This is a genomic window from Mesorhizobium sp. ES1-6 (genome assembly GCF_020164775.1).
Lineage (GTDB): Bacteria > Pseudomonadota > Alphaproteobacteria > Rhizobiales > Rhizobiaceae > Mesorhizobium.
On the sequence record NZ_JAIUGU010000006.1, the window covers coordinates 252666 to 273424 of the forward strand.

Sequence of the window (20759 nt, forward strand, 5' to 3'; positions counted from 1 at the left end):
ATCATGCCCGGCCCCTTTGCGTCGGGTCGAGAATGTCGCGCAGCGCGTCGCCGATCAGGTTGAAGGCCAGCGCCAGCGCCAGGATCGCGGCGCCGGGAAAGAAAACCAGCCAGGGCGCGGCCTGAAAATAGGTCTGGTTCTCGAAGATGATGTTGCCCCACGATGCCGTCGGCGGCTGCACGCCGATGCCGAGGAAGGAGAGCGTCGCTTCGAGCAGCACCGTGGTCGAGATGCCGAGCGTGCCCCAGACGATGATGGTGGGCAGGAGATGCGGCAGGATGTGGCGAAACAGGATGCGCGGCGCACTCGCGCCGATGGTGCGCTCGGCGTCGATGAATTCGCGCTCGGCGAGCGAGGACGTCTCGGTGTAGATGACGCGCGCCGTCTGCACCCAGTTGACCAGGGCGATGACCATGGCGACGATCCACAGGCTGGGCTGGAACACGGCCGCCAGGCAGATGGCTAGCAGCAGCGCCGGGAAGGCCATCATCAGATCGGTGAAACGCATCAACACACTGCCGACCCAGCCGCGGAAATAGCCCGCGGTGACCCCGACCAGCGTGCCGATGAAGAGCGCGACGCCATTGGCGACGATGCCGATGATCAAGGAGGTGCGGGCGCCGTAGAGGATGCGGGTCAACAGGTCACGCCCGAGCAGGTCGGTGCCCAGCCAGAATTTCGCATTCGGCGGCAGCGGCGAGCCCTCGATGGTCAAGCCATCGAACATCTGCTCGTTGGGGTCGTAGCCGGTCAGCCACGGCGCCAGGATCGCGCCGGCGACGACGACGGCCACGATGACCAGGCCGAGCAGCGCCAGGCGGCGCTGGGCCAGCCGGCGCCAGACGCCGGCGCGCGGTTTTAACGGCATGCGCGCCGTCGCCGCGAGGTCAGGCGCGATGGGACTGGTCATCGCCGCTCTCCCCGCTCTTGGCCTCTCCCGTTACGTCCTCGGTCATTGCCACGATACGGCGCGCGGCGTCCTCGACGCTGATCTGCCAGCTCATCGCCAGTGAGCGCAGTTGCGCATAGGCGCGCTCGTCGTCGCTGCCTTTGGCCAAAGCTGAGACAGCCCGCACGATGGTCTGGCGTTCGGCGACGCGCTGGCGCAGCGCGGCAATCTCGCCGGCTAAGTTCTTTCGTGCCTCGAAGCTCTGGCGCGCGATCAGCAGTGCGCTGTAGACGCCGGCATTGCCGACCGGCTTCAGGAGCTGGGCGTCGGCCTTGTGCGACAGCGCCCATTCGATGCGACCGGGCGCTTCCGAGCCGATCAGCGCCACCAGCGGCATCGGCGCCTCGCCCGGCTTCCAGGGAAATTGCTCGTCGAAGCCGAGATCGGCATCGAAGAAGACGAAGTCCGCGGCCAGCGCTTCCGCCGCCAGTTCCGGCCAGCAGTCCACGGTGACAAGGCCGATGGCCGACAATTGCCTGGTGATCGCCTGCACCGTCGGGTGCGGGCGATGCAGGACAAACGCCCTGGCGCCGCCGAGATTGGGGATGCGCGGCGTGCGGGTCACGACACCACCCGCAGGCGCGGCCGGCCGAATGTTTTTGCCGGATCGTAGCGTGACAGGTAGGGATCCGGTGCGACCTCGTCCTCGCGGCTGACGACTTCGAAGAAACCGTCAGCGATCCGGCCTATGATGACGGGCAGCGTGGCGTGCTGGGAATGCGCGTCGATGGCGATCGGTCCGAGCCGGGTGGAAAAGCGCCGCTCGGCGAAGGTCCTGGAAAATTCCGCCGGGCCGGCCTCGGGATCACGCGACAGCACGTCGGCCATCACTTGCACCGAGGCATAGGCCGAGGCTTCGAAGGACGAGGCGAAGGCGGCCGGACGCGGCGCGAAATAGGGCCCGACCGACAGATGGCCTTTGCCCGTCTCGCCGATCGCCGGCAGCTCGCCCTCGGTCAGGTTGCAGGAAATGACCGGGCAGTTTTGCGGGCTGAAGGCCGGATCCTCGACGCCCAGGTCGCGATAGGCGGCCAGGAAGGCATAGGACGAGGTGCCGATCAGATTGTTGAGGATGAAATTCGGCCGCGTCGCCCTGATTTCGGCAATCAGGCGCGACACGTCGGTCTCGCCGATGCGCAGATAGCGCTCGCCCAAGACCTTGCCGCCGGCATCGGCGATCAGGTCGCGCGCGACACGGTTCATCTCCCAGCCCCAGATGTAGTTCGATCCGAGCAGAAAACCGTTGGCGCCGAAGCGCGGCACGACATGCGCCAGTAGCGGCACCAGGTGCTGGTTGGGACAGGCGTGCATGTAGACGACATGCTCGTTGGCCTCGAACCCCTCATAGGGGCAGGCATACCAGAGCATGCCGCCCGCCTTCTCCAGCACGGGAATGGTCTCCTTGCGGCTCCAGGAGGTGACGCAGCCGACGACGTGGCGGGCGCTGCTGGTCCTGAAAATGTCCTCGCAGAGCGTCGCGTAGCGGTCGGCGTTGCTTTGCGGATCGCGTTCGACCGGCACCAGTTCGATACCCGAGCTGCGGTCGGCATTGATGTCGGCGATGGCGCGCATGGCGCCGATGCGGCACGCGTCGGAGACGAGCTGATAGCTCCCCGAGCGGGAATAGAGGATGCCGATTTCGATACGCCGTTTCAAACAAGACCCCAGAAATGACAATGCCCCGCAGCCAGCGCCGGAAAGGCGAGGCATACGAGGCATATTTGCCGCCCGGCGATCAGAGCCGGTATTTTGCGCTAGCGTATTCGGTCCGGCGGGGCAGTCAAGCCCTCAACGCCATCCGCGTCAAATACCGAAGCCCGGCCATCGCCGTTTCCCGCGGAATCCCCTTGTCGCCCCACCTATTTGGTCACCTGCCTGTGTTGGCGGGCATAGGCCACGCAAGCGTCCACGGTGCTGACACAGAGCGCGTCGCGCCTGCTGGGCAGATTGTTGTCGCCGGCGTAGGCAACTTCGGCGACGCGGCCGCCGACCATGCGGACTTGCGTGTCGCAATAGCCGCCGGGGGCGACATTGAGGGAACCACCGAGGGCCGGGACCGGCCCCACCGACAGGGTGGGGACGACGATGCTGAGATTGCCGCGCTGAACGACGCGCTTGTAAGTCCAGATCTGGCCGGATCCGCCGGCGTCCGCGGTGGCGGTTGGAAACCCCGCGCACATTCGAACGTCGGCTTCGCTGAGGCCGACCATCTCCTTGCGAGCCGCCGCCGCCGTAGGATCGACCTTGGCGATGCGCGACGTGTCGTCGGGAACGACGCAGGAAGACTGGACGACGACGACGAGACCAGAAAGGGCAAGCTTTCGAATAGTGGAAAATGTCATACCGATTGTTGAGATCGCGTGGCGCCCTGCCGCACTCTCTACCTAGGCAAGAAGGCCGCCCGATCAACCCGCCCGCCTTCACGAAAAGGTGGCCATGGCCGCATCAGGGAAGAATGCTGGTCGCAGGCACAATCAATCAGCGTAAGGATCAATGTCCCTGCAACTGCCGCCGGCGCCACGCGGCTGGGCAGTTTGCGCTCGAGGCGAGGCGAACGGCCCACGCCGCGGAGCGGTCAGCCTTTGCCGTCGATCAGGATTTCCAGGGATCGAGCAATTGCTCGAGCCGTTCACGGCCGAAGCGTCGTTCGATGTCGTCATAGATGACGCGACGTTCGGGCGACAGCACCTCGATCAGCGCCGAGCCGGCCGGAGCAATGGCGAGCACGACGCAACGGCCGTCGCCTTGCGCCTTGTTGCGGGTGATGAATTTTCGGCCTTCGAGGGTCTTGATGATGCGGGTCAGGCTGGGCGGCAGCACCGAGGCGCGATCCGCAAGCTCCGTCGCCTCGATCGGACCGGCCTCGCTCAGCACGTGCAGCACCCGCCATTGCTGCTCGGTCACGTCATGCGCGACCAACAATTGTAACAACACTATAAATCCGGAGGGAAACACGACGGCCGGGCTCGTGGGCACCTCGCCGGCTCTTCTGGGCCACGGGATCGGATCGCAACGGACGATAGCCGATCCTGCGGCGTGTTTTGCTCTCTTCCCCAAAATTTTTGAGAGAATATTCCCGGCTTGGCCGAGAACGGCGAAACACGTTCTTTGATAAAATCGATAGAATTCTGATGATGTGACCAAGCCTAGGCAACCCGCCTTGCTGCCATGACTTCACAACCCCAGAGAATCAGACATGTCCGACTTCAACAACACTTTGTCCTCTTCCCCAAGGTCAACCATCAACCGGCGCAGCGGCCTCGCTCTGCTGTTCGCCTCGGCTGTGGCGATCGGCAGCCTGATGGCGCCGCATGCCTCCTTCGCCGAGGACAAGAAGGCGATCAAGGTCGGCATCATCAGCGGCGAGGACGAGGATGTCTGGCGCGTCGTGGTCGCTAAAGCCGCCGAGAAGGGCCTGAGCATCGAGACCGTGGTGTTCAACGACTATACCCAGCCCAACGAGGCGCTGGAGCGCGGCGAGATCGACGCCAACGCCTTCCAGCACCAGCCCTATCTCGACAACCAGATCAAGACGCAGGGCTACCATATCGTGCGCGTCGGCTATACCGGCGTGTGGCCGATCGGCCTCTACTCCAAGAAGTACACGAAGGTCGCCGACCTGCCGGAAGGCGCGGTGATCGGCGTGCCGAACGACCCGTCCAATGAAGGCCGGGCGCTGCGCGTGCTGCAGAATGAGGGCGTGATCAAGCTGAAGGACGGCGCCGGCATCCTGGCCACCACCGCCGACATCGCCGAGAATGCGAAGAAATTCGAGATCAAGGAGCTCGACGCCGGTATCGTCGGCCGCTCGGTCGAGGATCTCGACGCCGCCGTGGTCAACACCGACTGGGCGCTGAAAAGCGGCCTGACCCCGGAAAACCGCATCGCGCAGGAGTCGATCGCCGACAATCCCTATCGCAACTTCATCGCCGTCAAGGTCGGCAACGAGAACGAGGCCTGGGTGAAGACGCTGGTCGCCTCCTACCAGAACGAGGCGGTCAAGGCTGAGTTCGACAAGGTCTACAAGGGCACCGGTCTCAGCGCCTACTGAGCAAATCCTGGCACGAAAGTGTCTGCTTTGACGAGAGAAGTGCGGTCCGTGCGATGCGCGGGCAGCAATCCTGTTTCGGGATCCGCGTATGAACCAGCATGCGACCGCAGCCATCGAGAACACGGACGACGCCGATGCACCGGCACAGGACGTTGTGCGCCTTGTCGAGCTGAAGCGCCGCTTCGGCGCGACGGCGGCGCTCGACGGCATTTCACTGACGGTGCGCAAGGGCGAGATCCTCGGCATCATCGGCCGCAGCGGCGCCGGCAAATCGACGCTGATCCGCTGCCTGAACGGGCTGGAGCGCCCCGACACCGGCGAGGTGTTCATCGAGGGCCGCGAGATCAGCCGGCTCCGCGAGCGTGACCTGCAGCCGCTGCGGCGGCGCATCGGCATGATCTTCCAGCATTTCAACCTGCTGTCGGCCAAGACCGTCGAGGACAATGTGGCGCTGCCGCTGAAGATCGGGGGCCGGCCAAAGGCCGAGCGGCTGAAGCGGGCGGCGGAGCTGCTCGATCTCGTCGGCCTGTCGGAAAAGGCGAAAGCCTATCCGGCGTCGCTGTCGGGCGGCCAGAAGCAGCGCGTCGGCATTGCCAGGGCGCTGGCCGCTCGGCCGGCGCTGCTTCTGTCTGACGAAGCGACATCGGCGCTCGACCCGGAGACGACCCGGTCCATTCTCGCCCTGCTCAAGGACATCAACCGGCAGCTTGGCCTGACCATCCTTTTGATCACCCACGAGATGGAGGTGATCCGCTCGATCGCCGACCGCGTGGCGATCATCGACGCCGGACGCATCGTCGAGCAAGGGCCGGTCTGGTCGGTGTTCGCCGATCCGCAATCCGGCATCACAAAACGCCTGCTCGGCGCCATCCGGCCGCAACTGCCGCCGGAGCTGGCGGCCCGGCTCCGTCCGTCAGCCGGCGCGCAAACCATCCTGCGGGTGGATGTGGCCGGCGAAGCCGCGCGCGGCCCACTGCTCTCCGACCTTGCGAGAGCCGTGCCTGGCGCCTTCCGGCTCGTTCATGGCGGCATCGACCATATTCAGCAGCAGCCGGTCGGAACGCTGTTCCTGTCCATCCCTGGCGGCGATGCGGGCCATCTCGCCGAGGTGATCGCTTTTCTAAAGTCCCGCCAGGCGCGGGTGGAGGTGCTTGGCCATGTCGCCGATCCTGTTTGAGCTTCTGCTGCGGTCGATCCGGGAGACGGTGCTGATGACGGCCGCCTCCGGCCTGATCTCGCTGGTCTTCGGCCTGCCGCTCGGCTTGGCGCTGATCGCCACGGAGCGCGGCGGCATAGCCGAAAGCCCGTGGGTGAACCGGGTGCTCGCCGCCGTCATCAACGGCTTCCGCTCGGTGCCGTTCATCATCCTTCTGGTGGCGCTGATCCCGGTGACGCGGCTGATCGTCGGCACCTCGATCGGCACCTGGGCGGCGATCGTGCCGCTGTCGATCGCCGCCACGCCCTACTATGCGCGCATCGCCGAAGTGTCGCTGCGGGAGGTCGACCACGGGCTGATCGAGGCGGCGCGCGCGATGGGCGGCAACCGCTGGACCATCATCCGCGAGGTGCTGGTGCCGGAGGCGCTGCCCGGCATCGTCGCCGGCTTCACCGTGACGCTGGTGACGCTGGTCGGCGCCTCGGCCATGGCCGGCGCCATCGGTGCGGGCGGACTCGGCGACCTTGCCATCCGCTACGGCTATCAGCGGTTTGAAACCAGCGTGATGATCGCCGTGGTGATCGTGCTGATCATACTGGTTTGCGGCATCCAGTGGGTAGGGGATCGTCTGGTGGCGCGGCTCGATCGCCGGGGGTGATGAGCCGGCTGACTGTCAGCGATTGGGGCCACCGCCGATCGCTTCGCCATAGGATGACGATGTCAGGCCGTTTCGGCCAATCGCGAAGGCAGCGGCCTGTCGACGCAAGTCGCGCTAACCCCGCAACCTCGCCCCTTCCGGATCGAAGAACGGCATCGGCGCCACCATGGCGCGGACCGGCTTGCCTTCAATGGCGATGCTGAGTTCCGTTCCAACAGCCGTGAACGGCAGCCGCAGATGCGCTGTCGCCAGCACCTTGCCCAGGGAATAGCCATGGTCGCTGTAGGTGACCACGCCGACATCCCTGCCATCGGCCATCACCCGCGCATCCGTCGCTGCCGGCGTGTCGCCATCGAGGATCAGGCCGGTCCAGCGTTCGTCGAGACCCTTGTCGCGCACTTTGAACAGCGCTTCGCGGCCGATGAAATCGCCCTTGTCGAACTTGATCCAGCGGTCGAGGCCGACATGGAACGGCGTGCGGGTCTCGTCCATGTCGATGCCATGCGCGGGATAGGCCTTTTCCAGACCGAGCGTGAACATGGCCAGCACGCCATAGGGCTTCAGGCCGAAATCGCGGCCGGCCTTCATCAGCGCGTCCCAGACCGAAGCCGCCTCATCGGCCGGCACGAAGAGTTCGAAGCCGAGTTCGCCGGTGACGCCGGTGCGCGAGATCAACACCTTGGTTTCGCCGACACGCCCCGAGGTGAACGCCCAGCGCTTCAACCCATCGAGATCGGCATCCGTGACCAGAGCTTTCAACAGGTCGCGCGAGCGCGGGCCCTGGATGGTGGGAAAAGCGACCGCCGCCGTGATGTCGGTGACATAGGCCTTGCGGCCCTCAGCATGATGCTGCAGCCAGGGCAGCATCTTCAGGCGGTTGACGGAGCCGGTCACCAGCATGAAGTGCTCGGGTGCCAGCCGGAACACGGTGAGATCGTCCATGATGCCGCCATCCTCGCGGCAGACCGTGGAGTAGCGGACCTGGCCCGGCTTCATCGCCGAGGCATCGTTGACGATGACATGGTTGACCAGCGCCTCGGCGTCCGGTCCCTTGATGTCCATCTTGCCCATGGTGCTGAGGTCCTGCACGCCGACATTGGCGCGCGTGTTCAGGTGTTCGTCGGCAATGCCGGAATAGTATTTGGCCGAGATGAAGTCGCCGCCGACACGGCCCATGGTGGCGCCAAGCCCGACAATACCGCTGTAGAAAGGGGAGCGCCGCTCGGCCAAGGAATTTCTCCGTATGGATGAAAATCGGCAGCGCCATCAGGCGCTGCCGGAGGGGGTTTGTCGTCGGTCTCAGGAACCGTAGACGTCGAAGGCAAAATACTTGTCGTTGATCTCCTTGTATTTTCCGTTGGCGCGCAGCGCGTCGATCGCCGCGTTGAACCTGTCGGCCAGGTCCTTGTTGCCCTTCTGCAGCGCGATGCCGACGCCGGGGCCATGAATGGCCGGATCGGCGGTCAGCGTGCCCAGCAATTTGCAGCAGGCGCCGTCGGGCTTCTTCAGCCATTCGGTCAGGATAATCGAGCCATCCATCATCGCGTCGAGGCGGCCATTGGCCATGTCGGTGCGGGCGTCGTCGCCCGTCGGATAGGCCTTGACGGTCGATCCCTTGTATTTCTGCTCGGCGAAATTCTGGTGGATGGTGGCGCTCTGCACGCCGAGCACCTTGCCCTTGAGATCGTCCGGCGAGGTGCCCGCGATGGTCGACTCCTTCGGCACGGCGATGGCCGGCGGCGTCTGGTAGTATTTGTGGGTGAACTCGACCTTCTGCGCCCGCTCGGGCGTGATGGTGATGTTGATGATGGCGTCGAACTTGCCGGCCTGCAGCGCGGGGATCGAACCGTCGAAGTCCTGGACGGCGAATTCGCACTCGACCTTCATCTCGGTGCACAGCGCCTTGCCGAGATCGATGTCGAAACCGCCCAGCGTGCCGTCGGCATTGGCGTAGTTGAAGGGCGGATAGGCACCCTCGGTGCCAAGCCGCAGTTTCTCCTGGGCGGAAGCAGCACCCGTGGCGAGGGTGACGGCGACGGAAGCGGCAAGCACGAAACGACCAAAAAGATGCATGTTCGAGATCTCCGTTGACCGGATAAATCTACGGGCTTTCATGCTCCCGGCGGAGACGGAAACGACATGTCATGCGGCGATCACGGCGCTGTGAACGATCCGCGCGGGCGACCTGCGGTGGTTAGCCGGTTTGCTGATTGTGCATTGCCATCCGATCGTCGATGAGATCACCCGCCGCCAATACGACGCCAAATTTTTCCCTGGCTTGCTCGAAGGTGTAATAGCCCAGCGCCACATCGCGCCGCACCTGCTCCGCGTCTCGCTCACGCGGATCGCCATAACCGCCGCCGCCGGGCGTGCCGACGCGCACGCGGTCGCCGGCCTTCAGCGGGATGTCCTGCTCCTTGGAAAGGTGCGGCGGTATGTGTTCCGCGCCATCGCGGAAGACGATCACGCTGTTGGGTTCGCCGTCCTCCCCGCCAAGGACGCCTTGCGGCCCGAAACGGCCATGGTCCATGACGAAGGACGCGCGCGCCTCGCCGCGCAGGATCTCGACCTCGTAGGCGAGGCCGAAACCGCCGCGATGCTTGCCGGCGCCGCCCGAGCCTTCGCGCAAGGCATAGTGGCGGTAGAGCACGGGAAAGGCCTGCTCCATGATCTCGACCGGCGGCGATTTCGAAATGCCGATGGTCGAGCAGCCATTTGTGAGGCCGTCATGGCCCGAATTGCCGCCATAGCCGCCGCCGGATATTTGGTACATGACATAATCGCGGCCGCGCGCGGGATCGCTGCCGCCAAGCGCGAAATTGCCGCTGGAGCCGGCGGGAGCCGCCGTCACCTTGTCGGGCAACGCCTGCACCATGGCGGCGAACACCGCCTCGGCGATGCGCTGCGACACCTCGGCTGCGCAGCCCGAGACCGGGCGCGGATACTTTGCATCGAGGAAAGTGCCCTCCGGCCGTTTGACCTCAAGCGGTTCAAAAGCGCCGGCGCTGATCGGCACGTCCGGGAAGATATGGCGCATGGCGAGATAGACCGAGGACAGGGTGGTCGCCAATACGCTGTTCATCGGCCCGGCGCAGGGCTTCGACGAGCCGGAGAAATCGAAGGTCAGCGTGTTGTCCTTTTTTTCGACGGCGAGCGCTATGGTCAGGGGCTCGTTGACCACGCCGTCGGAATCGACAAAGGCTCGGGAGCGGTAGGTGCCGTCGGGAATGGCGGATATGTTGGCGCGCATCTGCTCGGCGGCGCGGCGGCGCAGTTCGGCGATCGCCGCGACAACGGTTTCGTCTCCGTAACGATCCAAGATTCCATTGAGCCTATCCTGGCCGATCAGCAGGGCTGCTGCTTGCGCCCTGATGTCGCCGATGCGCTGGTCGGCAACCCGGATGTTGGAGCAGATGATGGCGTAGATTTCAGGATCGAGCACGCCCTTCTTGAACAGCTTTACCGGCGGCAGCCGCAGGCCTTCCTGCTCGACGGCGGTGGCGGATGCCGAGAAGCCGCCGGGCACGGAGCCTCCAATGTCGGGCCAATGGCCGGTGTTGGACAACCAGCAGAAGATCTTTCCGCCGCGATAGACGGGCATGACGAAGCGCACGTCCATCAGATGCGTGCCGCCGAGATAGGGGTCGTTCACGATGTAGATGTCGCCCGGCTCCGGGGCCAGGCAGCGGCCATCGGCGATCATTTCGATCACCGTCCTGGTCGAATATTGCATGACGCCGACGAACACCGGCAGGCCCTGGCTGCCCTGCGCGATCAGCGAACCGTCAACGGCGGAATAGATGCCGTCGGAACGGTCGTTGGCCTCGGCGATGACGGGCGAGAAGGCGGCGCGGGAAAAGGTCAGGTCCATCTCGTCGCAGACCTGCTGCAAGGCGGCCTGGAGGACCGAAAGCGTAATGGCGTCGAGCTTTGCCATATCAATGTCGGGCATCTCAGGCCTCGCCGATGTCGATGATGATGTTGCCGTCGGGGTCCGAGCGCGCGCGGTCGCCGGGCTCGAGCACGGTGGTGGCGTCCATCTGTTCGAGGATCGCCGGGCCTTCGATGATGGCGTCGAGCGGCAGCTTTTCCCTGATGTATACCGGCGTGTCGTGCCAGTGGCCGGCGTACCAGACCGGCCGGATTTCACGCCGCGCCTCTTCCAGTGTTTTTGCGCGACCGGCCGGGTCGATCAGGCGCGACAGGTCGATCGCCGGGCGCACGCCGGTGACCGAGGTATTGAGGTTGACGAGGTTGGCGCGGATTTCCGGCAGCTCGACCTTGAAGCGGGCGAAATAGGCTTTTTCGAACAAAGCCTGCAATTCGCTCCGCGTCACCGTCGAAGACGGCAGCGGCACGTTGATGATGTGGGTTTGGCCGACGAACTGCATGTCGGCGGAATGGGTGACGCGGATCCTCTCCGGTTTCACCGCCTCCTTGCCGATCAACTCCCCACCTTCGTTCCGGTGCCGTTCCAATACTTGGTGGAGCTGGCTTTCATCAAGAAGGGCCACGGGCTGGTTGATGGTGTTGACGAAATCATGGCGCAGATCGGCGACGACGCAGCCGAGCGCGTTGGTGATGCCGGGACGGGCCGGCACCAGCACTTTGGGCAGGCCGAGTTCGCGGGCGAGCGCGGTGGCGTGCAGCGGCCCGGCGCCGCCGAAGGCGAACAGCGCGAAATCGCGCGGGTCATGACCGCGCGACACCGAGACCATGCGGATGGCGCCGGCCATCTTCATGTTGCCGAGGCGCAGCACCGCGCCAGCCGCCTCGACGCCGGACAGGCCGGTCGCCTTGCCGATCCTGTCCTCGAAAATGCCGGTGACGCGCTCCGCCGTGACCGGATTGTCGACCGCCAGCAATTTCTTCGGCGCCAGCCGGCCGAGCACAAGATTGGCGTCGGTGATGGTCGGCTCGGTGCCGCCACGGCCGTAGCAGATCGGGCCGGGATTGGCGCCGGCACTTTCCGGGCCGATCTGGATCAGGCCGGCCGCATCGACGCGGGCGATCGAGCCGCCGCCGGCGCCGACCGTGTGCACCGCCACCATCGGCACGTGGATGGGCATGGCATATTCGATCTCGATCTCGTTCGAGACCGCCGGCTCGGCATTGCGGATCAACGCCACGTCGGTGGAAGTGCCGCCCATGTCGTAGGTGACGAGGTTTTCGAAGCCGGCGCGCTTGCCCGTATAGGCGGCGGCGATGACGCCGGAGGCGGGGCCCGACATCACCGTCTTGGCCGATTCACGTGTGACGAAGCGGGCCGAGATCATCCCGCCATTGCCGTTCATGATGAGGAAGTCGCGGCCATAGCCTTGTGCCGCCAATTCCTTGCGCAGCCGCTCGACATAGCGCTCGAGGATCGGCTGCACCGAGGCATTAACCGAGGCCGTTACGCCGCGTTCGAATTCGCGCGCTTCCGACAGCAGCGCATGGCCCGTGGTGATGTAGCCGTTCGGCCAGAATTCGGCGGCGATTTCGGCTGCGCGCCGCTCATGTCCGGGGTTGGCGTAGGAGTGCAGGAAGTGGATGACGAGGGATTCGCAGCCGGCGGCGATAAGCGCCTGCACGGCATCGCGCATTTCGGCCTCGTCGAGTGGCGTGCGGATAGCGCCTGAGGCCTCGACACGCTCCGACACTTCGAGCCTGAGATTGCGCGGAATGATGGGAACGAAGGTGCCCGTCATGCCATAGGGCTGCGGCCGCGTGCGCCGGCCGAGCTCGATCACGTCGCGAAAACCGCGCGTGGTGATCATGCCGGTTTGGCCAGCCGGCGCTCCAGCACCGCATTGGTGGTGGTGGTCGTGCCATGCACGATGAGGTCGATGCCGTCGACCGGAAAACCGGTGGCGCCGAGCGCCGACACCACGCCAAAAGCCTGGTTGTCGACCGTGGTCGGGGTCTTGGCGAGATAGACCTTGCCACCGTCCTTGCCATCGATCAGAAGCAGGTCGGTGAAGGTTCCGCCGACATCGATGCCGGCAACCACGCTGCCCAGGGAATCCGGCGACAGCACCGAAAAATTCTCTTCCATTGTCGAAACCCGAAATGCTGGGACTACGGATATGCCGCAGTTTGGAAAGGTGTTTCACGGCGCCATCTTGACGCAAATATCGTTTGTATACTAATAAATTCCCGACACAAGAGCTTACCGCCTCGGTAGCGTGCATGGCACGCCGGGACCTGAATGGTTCGGGCGCGCACGGGAAAGTTCGGCGCCCGCGTCTCTCATTGGGCGAGAAGGTTGGAATTGATGAACACCACGCCCGCGTTCAACACCGCTGAAGCCCGTCCGCTGCAGTTCCCGATTCCGGCCAATGTCTATGCGCAAACCGTCGTCTCGGTGAAGCACTATACCGACCGGCTGTTCTCGTTCCGCATCACCCGGCCGCAGTCGCTGCGCTTCCGCTCCGGCGAGTTCGTCATGATCGGCCTGCCCAACGCCGAGAAGCCGGTGTACCGTGCGTATTCCGTGGCAAGCCCGGCCTGGGACGAAGAGCTGGAATTCTTCTCGATCAAGGTGCCGGACGGCCCGCTGACGTCGGAGTTGCAGAAGATCCAGGTCGGCGACACCGTCATCATGCGCCAGAAGTCGACCGGCACGCTGGTCGTCGACGCGCTGACGCCGGCCAAGCGGCTGTTCATGATCTCGACCGGCACCGGCATCGCGCCCTTCGCCAGCCTGCTGCGCGATCCCGACACGTACGAGAAATTCGACCAGCTGATCCTGACCCATACCTGCCGCGACAATGCCGAACTGATCTATGGCCAGGAACTGGTGGCGGCGCTGGAAAGCGACCCGCTTATCGGCGAGCTGACCACCGGGCGCGTTACGCTCTACAATTCGACGACCCGCGAAGAGTCGGCGCGCATGGGCCGCATCACCGCGCTGATCGGCTCGGGCAAGTTCTACAGCGACCTCGGCATCGAGAAGCTCGATCCGGAAACCGACCGCATCATGATCTGCGGCTCGATGCATATGCTGAAGGACGTCAAGGAATTGGCCGAAAGCCTCGGCTTCCAGGAAGGTTCGCTCAGCCATCCCGCGACTTTTGTCGTCGAACGCGCCTTCGTCGGCTGAGGCCCGCGCTTAACGCTCGGCAATCGAGTTTTGACCTTCCGGTCAAAAATTAGCTGCTTTTGCAGCCTTTTTCAGCTATCCCTCGCTTGAGGACTCGTGAAGCGCGGCTTCGCGGGCTATCTTCGTGCGTGTTGCCCAAAGCTGTCGAACGGCTTTGGGCGAACGATGCGCACCAGGACATCAAGCGCACGCCGCTGAATGAAAGGGCAGGAGATGAGCAGCACAATCCGCGACGCCGATCTTGGCACCAAGGTGACGCCGCTGCCGGCACGCGCCGCCGCCAACACCCCGGTGCCGCTGGACCATCACATCGCGCGCAATCCTGGCCTCAAGCTCGACCTCGGCTTTCTGGAATCGGTGCGCAGCGTCAACCGTTCGGCGCTGGAACGCCGCGTCGCCAGCCTGACCAAACGGCGCTCGATCAAGGCCGACAACCAGGCGGCCTGGCTGCTGCGGTCGATCGCCTGCATGGACCTGACAACGCTCAACTCCAACGACACCGAGGAGCGCGTGCGCCGGCTCTGCGCCAAGGCGATCAACCCGCTGCGCCGCGACATCATGGAGGGCCTGGGCATTGCGGGCGAGACCATCCGGCCGGCCGCCGTCTGCGTCTACCATCCCTTCGTCGCCACCGCCGTCGATGCCGTGCGCGGCACCGGCATCCATGTCGCCGCCGTCTCCACGGCTTTCCCGCATGGGCTGGCGCCGCTGTCGACCCGGCTGCAGGAAATCGAGGCCTCGGTACGCGACGGCGCCGACGAGATCGACGTCGTCATTCCGCGCGGCCTGGTGTTCGGCGCCAAATGGCGCGAGCTTTACAACGAGATCGTCTCGATGCGCGCCGCCTGCGGTGAAGCGCATCTGAAAGTCATCCTCGGCACAGGCGACCTCGCCACGCTGCGCAACGTCATGCTGGCCTCGATGGTGGCGATGATGGCGGGCGCCGATTTCATAAAAACCTCGACCGGCAAGGAAAGCGTCAACGCCACGCTGCCCGTTGGCCTGGCCATGGTGCGCGCCATCAGGGCCTATTTCGAGGAGACCGGCTATCTCATCGGATTCAAGCCGGCCGGCGGCATTTCCACGGCCAAGGTTTCGCTCGACTGGCTGGTGCTGATGAAGGAAGAGCTCGGCCGGCCGTGGCTGGAGCCCGAGCTGTTCCGCTTCGGCGCGTCGAGCCTGCTGACCGATATAGAGCGCCAGCTCGAACATCACCTGACCGGGCACTATTCGGCCAATCACCGCCACGCGATAGCTTAGCGTCAGAGTTTGACGGGCGTAACGGAATGCCTTCTCTGACAATTATCTGGAGTGCCTGATGAACATTCTCGAACGCTATCACGCCATGGAATACGGCCCGGCGCCGGAAGCCCGCAACGAGGCCGACGCCTGGTTGGCCGCGCGCGACTTTGGCAAGGCGCTGTTCATCGACGGCGCATGGAAGGCCGCTTCCGGCGGCAAGACCTTCGAGACCAGAGAACCGTCTTCGGGCAAGCTTCTGGCCAAGGTGTCGGATGCGAATGCCGCCGATATCGACGCGGCTGTCGCCGCGGCCACGAAGGCGCTGCCGAAGTGGTCGGCCGCCTCGGGATACCAGCGCGCGAAAGTGCTCTACGCCATCGGCCGCGCCATGCAGCGTCACCAGCGGTTGTTCGCGGTGCTTGAATCGATCGACAATGGCAAGCCGATCCGCGAGAGCCGCGACATCGACGTGCCGCTGGCGATCCGTCATTTTATCCATCATGCCGGCTGGGCGCAGGCGCTGGACAAGGATTTCCCCGGCCACAAGGGCGTCGGTGTCGTCGGCCAGATCATCCCGTGGAATTTTCCGTTGCTGATGCTGGCCTGGAAGATAGCGCCGGCACTCGCCGCCGGATGCACCGTGGTGCTGAAGCCGGCCGAGTTCACGCCGCTGACCGCTATCCTGTTCGCCGAAATCTGCGAACGCGCCGGCGTGCCGAAGGGCGTCGTCAACATCGTCCAGGGCGGTCCGGAAGCAGGTGCGGCGATCGTCAACCATCCCGGCATCCAGAAGATCGCCTTCACCGGCTCTTCCGAGGTCGGCAAGATCATCCGCAAGGCCACCGCCGGGTCGGGCAAGAAACTGTCGCTGGAGCTTGGCGGCAAATCCGCCTTCATCGTCTTCGAGGATGCCGACCTCGACAGCGCCGTCGAGGGCCTCGTCGACGGCATCTGGTTCAACCAGGGCCAGGTGTGCTGCGCCGGTTCGCGGCTGCTGGTGCAGGAAGGCATTGCCGAAGCCTTGATCGCCAAGGTCAAAACGCGGATGAGCCGACTGCGCGTCGGCAGTCCGCTCGACAAGAACACCGATATCGGGCCGCTGGTCGACGCCACACAGCTCGACCGGGTCAAGGGTCTGGTCGCGGAAGGCGCCAGGCAGGGCGCCGTCTGCTGGCAGCCGGATGCGGCGCTGCCGTCTTCCGGCTACTACCACCTGCCGACGTTGGCCACCGGTGTTTCGCCGGCTAATATTCTTGCCCAGGAAGAGGTGTTCGGCCCGGTGCTGGCAACCATGACCTTCCGCAACACCGAGGAAGCGGTCGAACTGGCCAACAACACGCGCTACGGGCTCGCCGCCTCTGTGTGGAGCGAGAACGTCAATCTGGCCCTTCATGTCGCGCCGCAGCTCAAGGCCGGCGTCGTCTGGGTCAACGGCACCAACATGTTCGACGCCGCCTGCGGCTTCGGCGGCTACCGCGAGAGCGGTTTCGGGCGCGAGGGCGGTCGTGAGGGGATGTTCGAATATCTGACGGCAAAGCTGCCGCTCGGCCCGGTCATCAAACCGGCGACGTCGTCCGCTCGGCCCGTCGAGCAGGCCGACGGTAGCGTCATCGACCGCACGGCAAAACTGTTCATCGGCGGCAAGCAGGTGCGGCCCGATGGCAATTACTCGCTTGGCATCGCCACCGCCAAGGGCAAGCTTGCCGGCGAGATCGGGCTCGGCAGCCGCAAGGATATCCGTGACGCCGTTTCCGCCGCGCGCGCCTGCAAGAGCTGGCCGGAAGCAACCGCCTATAACAGGTCGCAGGTGCTTTATTACCTGGCCGAGAACCTTTCCGGCCGTGCGGGCGAGTTTGCCGCCCGCCTCACCGAGCTGACCGGCGCCAACGCCAAGGGCGCGCGGGACGAGGTCGAGCTCTCGATCGAACGGCTGTTCCTCTATGCCGGCCTTGCCGACAAGTTCGAGGGACGCGTGCACCAGCCGCCGGCGCGTGCCGTGACGCTGGCGCTGCATGAGCCGGTCGGCGTCATCGGCATCGTCGCGCCCGACAATCAGCCCTTGCTCGGCTTCATCTCGCTGGTCGCTCCGGCGCTGGCCATGGGCAACACGGTGGTCGCCGCGCCTTCGGAACGGTATCCGCTGCTGGCGACCGATCTCTATCAGATCATCGAATATTCCGACGTGCCGGCCGGCGCCATCAACATCGTCACCGGCCGCAGCGCCGAACTTGCCGGCGTGCTGGCCAAGCATGACGATGTCGACGGGCTCTGGCTGTTCGCCGACGCTGACACCTGCGCCAAGGCGGAAGCCGACTCCATCGGCAATCTCAAGCGCGTCTGGAGCGGCAATGGCCGGAGCCTCGACTGGGCCTCCGAAGAGGCCGCCGGCGATGCTTTCCTGCGCCGCGCCATCGAGGTGAAGAACGTCTGGGTGCCTTACGGCGATTGATTTCCATGCTGCCGCAATGGTGATCGTGTTCGGGCTTGACGCCCGTGCATATGTTCTTTAACGAGAAAAAACATCTTTATCAGTGAACTGGCGCGGGCCGCACGATCGCGCCTGACTGGCACATGACGTCTTCGCCGGCCGCCGATAAAGGCAATTGATCCAAGCAGGCGAGGAAAAGACATGGCGGATCTGGCAGGCAAGATCGTTGTCATCACGGCGGCGGCGCAAGGCATCGGCAAGGCAAGCGCACTGGCCTTCGCCAAGGCAGGTGCTGTCGTCCATGCCACCGACATCAACGAGACGCTGCTGGCGGAACTCGCCAAGACATCAGGAATCAAGACCCGCAAGGTCGACGTCCTCAACGACGAGGCGGTCAACGCGGCCTTCGCCGAGATCGGCCGTGTCGACGTTCTGTTCAACTGCGCCGGCTTCGTCCATTCCGGCTCGATCCTGGAGATGAAGGATGGCGACCTCGATTTCGCGCTGAACCTCAACGTCCGCGCCATGGTCCGGACCATCAGGGCCGTGCTGCCCGGCATGCTGGAGCGCGGCGACGGATCGATCATCAACATGGCCTCGCTCGCCAGCTCGACCAAGGGTGTCCCAAACCGCTTCGTCTATGGCCTGAGCAAGGCCGCCGTCATCGGCCTGACCAAGGCGGTCGCGGCCGACTATGTCGGCAAGGGCATACGCTGCAACGCCATCTGCCCCGGCACGGTCGAGAGCCCGTCGCTGCAGGACCGCATGCACGCTCAGGGCGACTACGACGCCGCCCGTGCCGCATTCATCGCCCGCCAGCCGATGGGCCGGCTCGGCACGCCGGAGGAAATCGCAGATCTCGCCGTCTATCTGGCCGGCGCCACCTATACGTCCGGGCAGGCCTATAATATCGACGGCGGCTGGTCGATCTGATCGCGTCCGGAGACGATTGCCGGCAACCGGACGATCGGGTTCGACGAAGGATCGGGAAGTCTGAAAATCCCGCCCACCGGCGATCAAAACGGGCTGCCCGCGCTTGTCGTGAAGCAGGCCGGTGGCTAGGGTCCGGCCCGGTTCCGGAAGGGCTGATGCCCCGGCGGAGAGTTTGTAGAACGGCCCGAGGCCGCAATCAGGAGAAGATGCATGAAACTGCTGCGCTATGGCGAGGTGGGGAGCGAACGTCCCGGCCTACTCGATGCGGATGGAACGATCCGCGATCTCTCCGCCCATGTCGCCGACATTGCCGGCACCACGCTTCATCCTGCGTCGCTGGACATGCTGTCGAAGCTCGATGCGAAGTCGCTGCCTGTTGTTTCCGGCAAGCCTCGCCTCGGCGCCTGCGTTGCCGGCACCGGCAAGTTCATCTGCATCGGCCTCAACTATTCAGACCATGCCGCCGAGACCGGCGCCACCGTGCCCTCCGAGCCGATCATCTTCATGAAGGCAAGCTCGGCCATCGTCGGCCCCGACGATGACGTGCTGATCCCGCGCGGTTCCGAGAAGACCGACTGGGAAGTCGAGCTCGGCGTGGTCATCGGCAAGACAGCCAAGTATGTCAGCGAGGCCGACGCACTGGACTATGTCGCCGGCTATTGCGTCTCGCACGACGTCTCCGAACGCGCCTTCCAGGCCGAGCGCCAGGGCCAGTGGACCAAGGGCAAGAGCTGCGACACGTTCGGCCCGACCGGCCCATGGCTGGTCACCAAGGACGAGGTCGCCGACCCGCAGAACCTGAAAATGTGGCTAACTGTCAACGGCAAGACGATGCAGAACGGCTCGACCAAGACCATGGTCTATGGCGTTGCCTATCTCGTCTCTTACCTCAGCCAGTTCATGTCGCTGCATCCCGGCGACATCATCTCGACCGGCACCCCGCCCGGCGTCGGCCTCGGCATGAAGCCGCCGGTGTTTTTGAAGGCCGGCGATGTGGTGGAGTTGGGAATCGAAGGGCTGGGGCAGCAGAAGCAGACGTTTAGGGCTGACGTTTAAGCGCGAGATTTTGGGCGTCATCGCTGCCCCTCATCTGGCTGCGCCATCTTCTCCCCGTGAACGGGGAGAAGGACGCTGTCATCGCTACTTCGCAAATTACGCCAGCCTCGCCGCCAGCTTCTTTCTCCCCGTTCTACGGGGAGAAATGCCCGGCAGGGCAATGAGGGGCGGCGCTGGCCTTTCCTGTGAAAGCTACTTCAGCACCTTCCCATCCGCACCAAACCGATAGGTCTTGCCCGGCTCCGGCGTCGCGTAAAGCGTGGTGCCGGGCTCCGCGTCGTAGACGCCGAAAATCCGCACAGTAATCAGCCCGGCCTTTTCGCAATCGAGATAAAGATTGGTGTCGGCACCGAGATGCTCGGCATGCACGACGGTGCCCTTCCAGGCGCCGGCCTTCGGATCGACGGTTAGATGCTCGGGCCGCACGCCGATGGTCTTGGCGGTTTCGCCCAGACGCGCACCGTCGACGAAATTCATCTTGGGCGAGCCGATGAAGCCGGCGACGAACTCGTTTGCCGGCGCATTGTAGAGTTCCATAGGTCCGCCGATCTGCTCGATGCGCCCGGCGTTGAGCACGACGATCTTGTCGGCCAGGGTCATCGCCTCGACCTGGTCGTGGGTGACGTAGATCATCGTCGCCTTGAGGCGGCGGTGCAGCTGCGCGATTTCCAGCCGCGTGTTGACGCGCAACGCGGCATCGAGGTTCGACAGCGGCTCGTCGAACAGGAACAGTTTCGGCTCGCGCACCACGGCGCGGCCGATGGCGACGCGCTGGCGTTGGCCGCCGGAGAGTTCCGCTGGCCGCCTTTCGAGATAAGGTTCCAGCGACAGCATGGATGAGGCGACGCCGATGCGGCGATCGATCTCGGTCGCCGGGGTGTTCGCCTGCTTGAGGCCGAGCCCCATATTGTTCCTGACCGTCAGATGCGGGTAGAGCGCGTAGGTCTGGAACACCATGGCGATGCCGCGTTTGGCCGGCGGGGTGACCGAGACGTCCTCGCCATCGATCAGCACCCGGCCCGAGGTGGAATCCTCCAGCCCGGCGATGACCCTGAGCAAGGTCGACTTGCCGCAGCCGGAGGGGCCGACAAAGACGACGAATTCGCCATCCGTCACTTCGAGGTCGATGCCCTTCAGCACCTCGACCGGCCCGAAGGCCTTCTTCACATTCTCGATTTTCAGCGAGCCCACGGCTTCGTCCC

The 20759-nt window shown here is 64.7% G+C and carries 17 protein-coding genes and 1 pseudogene; 8 read left to right on the forward strand and 10 right to left on the reverse strand.

The annotated features are described in order from the left end of the window. Position 1 precedes the first annotated feature (1 nt). From LB564_RS17605 to hpaR, 5 genes are all read right to left on the reverse strand, one after another. Positions 2-910, reverse strand: coding sequence for an ABC transporter permease (locus tag LB564_RS17605; RefSeq protein ID WP_411910146.1), 909 nt, complete (start codon positions 908-910; stop codon positions 2-4). After that, complete coding sequence (locus tag LB564_RS17610; protein ID WP_224539606.1) at positions 888-1514, reverse strand: ANTAR domain-containing response regulator; 627 nt, start codon at positions 1512-1514, stop codon at positions 888-890. Before LB564_RS17610 ends, LB564_RS17605 begins: the two co-directional genes overlap by 23 nt. Continuing rightward, positions 1511-2605 carry a transporter substrate-binding protein gene (locus tag LB564_RS17615; RefSeq protein ID WP_224539608.1) on the reverse strand — a complete coding sequence of 365 codons (1095 nt, stop codon included), beginning with the start codon at positions 2603-2605 and terminating at the stop codon, positions 1511-1513. Before LB564_RS17615 ends, LB564_RS17610 begins: the two co-directional genes overlap by 4 nt. Positions 2606-2808: 203 nt before the next feature. After that, entirely contained in the window at positions 2809-3291 is a 483-nt protein-coding gene (locus LB564_RS17620; RefSeq protein WP_224539609.1) for a hypothetical protein, read from the reverse strand. Between the two features lie 250 nt (positions 3292-3541). After that, complete coding sequence (gene hpaR, locus LB564_RS17625; RefSeq protein WP_224539611.1) at positions 3542-3880, reverse strand: homoprotocatechuate degradation operon regulator HpaR; 339 nt, start codon at positions 3878-3880, stop codon at positions 3542-3544. A gap of 265 nt (positions 3881-4145) precedes the next feature. Here hpaR and LB564_RS17630 point away from each other — a divergent pair, with 265 nt between their 5' ends. The 3 genes from LB564_RS17630 (at position 4146) to LB564_RS17640 (ending at position 6814) form a co-directional block, all read left to right on the forward strand. Next, positions 4146-5000, forward strand: a complete 855-nt coding sequence (locus LB564_RS17630) for a MetQ/NlpA family lipoprotein (protein WP_224539613.1) — start codon at positions 4146-4148, stop codon at positions 4998-5000. 88 nt (positions 5001-5088) lie between these two features. Beyond that, positions 5089-6177: a methionine ABC transporter ATP-binding protein gene (locus tag LB564_RS17635; protein ID WP_224539615.1), complete on the forward strand. Its 1089-nt coding sequence runs from the start codon at positions 5089-5091 to the stop codon at positions 6175-6177. Continuing rightward, complete coding sequence (locus tag LB564_RS17640) at positions 6158-6814, forward strand: methionine ABC transporter permease (protein ID WP_224539617.1); 657 nt, start codon at positions 6158-6160, stop codon at positions 6812-6814. The genes LB564_RS17635 and LB564_RS17640 overlap by 20 nt, the downstream gene beginning before the upstream one ends. 114 nt (positions 6815-6928) lie before the next feature. Here LB564_RS17640 and LB564_RS17645 read toward each other — a convergent pair whose 3' ends face one another. The 4 genes and pseudogenes from LB564_RS17645 to LB564_RS17660 form a co-directional block, all read right to left on the reverse strand. Beyond that, positions 6929-8044, reverse strand: coding sequence for an aminomethyltransferase family protein (locus tag LB564_RS17645; protein WP_224539619.1), 1116 nt, complete (start codon positions 8042-8044; stop codon positions 6929-6931). Between the two features lie 69 nt (positions 8045-8113). After that, positions 8114-8887, reverse strand: coding sequence for an ABC transporter substrate-binding protein (locus LB564_RS17650; protein ID WP_224539620.1), 774 nt, complete (start codon positions 8885-8887; stop codon positions 8114-8116). Between the two features lie 121 nt (positions 8888-9008). Continuing rightward, positions 9009-10751, reverse strand: coding sequence for a hydantoinase B/oxoprolinase family protein (locus LB564_RS17655; RefSeq protein WP_224539826.1), 1743 nt, complete (start codon positions 10749-10751; stop codon positions 9009-9011). A gap of 16 nt (positions 10752-10767) precedes the next feature. Then, positions 10768-12851, reverse strand: a pseudogene (locus tag LB564_RS17660) (hydantoinase/oxoprolinase family protein). A gap of 219 nt (positions 12852-13070) precedes the next feature. Between LB564_RS17660 and LB564_RS17665 the strand changes: the two are divergent. The 5 genes from LB564_RS17665 to LB564_RS17685 all read left to right on the forward strand — a co-directional run bounded on the left by LB564_RS17665 (position 13071) and on the right by LB564_RS17685 (position 19557). Beyond that, the gene (locus LB564_RS17665; RefSeq protein ID WP_140703371.1) at positions 13071-13898 is read left to right on the forward strand and encodes a ferredoxin--NADP reductase; all 828 of its coding nucleotides are present in this window, start codon (positions 13071-13073) and stop codon (positions 13896-13898) included. Positions 13899-14111: 213 nt separating this feature from the next. Then, on the forward strand, positions 14112-15158 hold the full coding sequence (gene deoC / locus LB564_RS17670; RefSeq protein ID WP_224539622.1) for a deoxyribose-phosphate aldolase: 1047 nt from the start codon (positions 14112-14114) through the stop codon (positions 15156-15158). 58 nt (positions 15159-15216) lie between these two features. Beyond that, entirely contained in the window at positions 15217-17589 is a 2373-nt protein-coding gene (locus LB564_RS17675; protein ID WP_224539624.1) for an aldehyde dehydrogenase family protein, read from the forward strand. A gap of 180 nt (positions 17590-17769) precedes the next feature. Then, positions 17770-18501, forward strand: coding sequence for an SDR family oxidoreductase (locus tag LB564_RS17680; protein WP_224539626.1), 732 nt, complete (start codon positions 17770-17772; stop codon positions 18499-18501). Between the two features lie 210 nt (positions 18502-18711). Further along, entirely contained in the window at positions 18712-19557 is an 846-nt protein-coding gene (locus LB564_RS17685; protein ID WP_224539628.1) for a fumarylacetoacetate hydrolase family protein, read from the forward strand. A gap of 192 nt (positions 19558-19749) precedes the next feature. On the opposite strand, the gene LB564_RS17690 is transcribed toward LB564_RS17685, so the two are convergent. After that, the gene (locus LB564_RS17690) at positions 19750-20748 is read right to left on the reverse strand and encodes an ABC transporter ATP-binding protein (RefSeq protein ID WP_224539630.1); all 999 of its coding nucleotides are present in this window, start codon (positions 20746-20748) and stop codon (positions 19750-19752) included. Between the last annotated feature and the right edge of the window lie 11 nt (positions 20749-20759).

What these genes read in the sequence shown, in the direction of transcription:
- LB564_RS17605 (WP_411910146.1), bottom strand. Translation starts at nt 910, where the DNA reads ATGACCAGTCCCATCGCGCCTGACCTCGCGGCGACGGCGCGCATGCCG.
- LB564_RS17620 (WP_224539609.1), bottom strand. Translation starts at nt 3,291, where the DNA reads ATGACATTTTCCACTATTCGAAAGCTTGCCCTTTCTGGTCTCGTCGTC.
- LB564_RS17630 (WP_224539613.1), top strand. Translation starts at nt 4,146, where the DNA reads ATGTCCGACTTCAACAACACTTTGTCCTCTTCCCCAAGGTCAACCATC.
- LB564_RS17635 (WP_224539615.1), top strand. Translation starts at nt 5,089, where the DNA reads ATGAACCAGCATGCGACCGCAGCCATCGAGAACACGGACGACGCCGAT.
- LB564_RS17640 (WP_224539617.1), top strand. Translation starts at nt 6,158, where the DNA reads ATGTCGCCGATCCTGTTTGAGCTTCTGCTGCGGTCGATCCGGGAGACG.
- LB564_RS17650 (WP_224539620.1), bottom strand. Translation starts at nt 8,887, where the DNA reads ATGCATCTTTTTGGTCGTTTCGTGCTTGCCGCTTCCGTCGCCGTCACC.
- LB564_RS17655 (WP_224539826.1), bottom strand. Translation starts at nt 10,751, where the DNA reads ATGGCAAAGCTCGACGCCATTACGCTTTCGGTCCTCCAGGCCGCCTTG.
- LB564_RS17665 (WP_140703371.1), top strand. Translation starts at nt 13,071, where the DNA reads ATGAACACCACGCCCGCGTTCAACACCGCTGAAGCCCGTCCGCTGCAG.
- deoC (WP_224539622.1), top strand. Translation starts at nt 14,112, where the DNA reads ATGAGCAGCACAATCCGCGACGCCGATCTTGGCACCAAGGTGACGCCG.
- LB564_RS17675 (WP_224539624.1), top strand. Translation starts at nt 15,217, where the DNA reads ATGAACATTCTCGAACGCTATCACGCCATGGAATACGGCCCGGCGCCG.
- LB564_RS17680 (WP_224539626.1), top strand. Translation starts at nt 17,770, where the DNA reads ATGGCGGATCTGGCAGGCAAGATCGTTGTCATCACGGCGGCGGCGCAA.
- LB564_RS17685 (WP_224539628.1), top strand. Translation starts at nt 18,712, where the DNA reads ATGAAACTGCTGCGCTATGGCGAGGTGGGGAGCGAACGTCCCGGCCTA.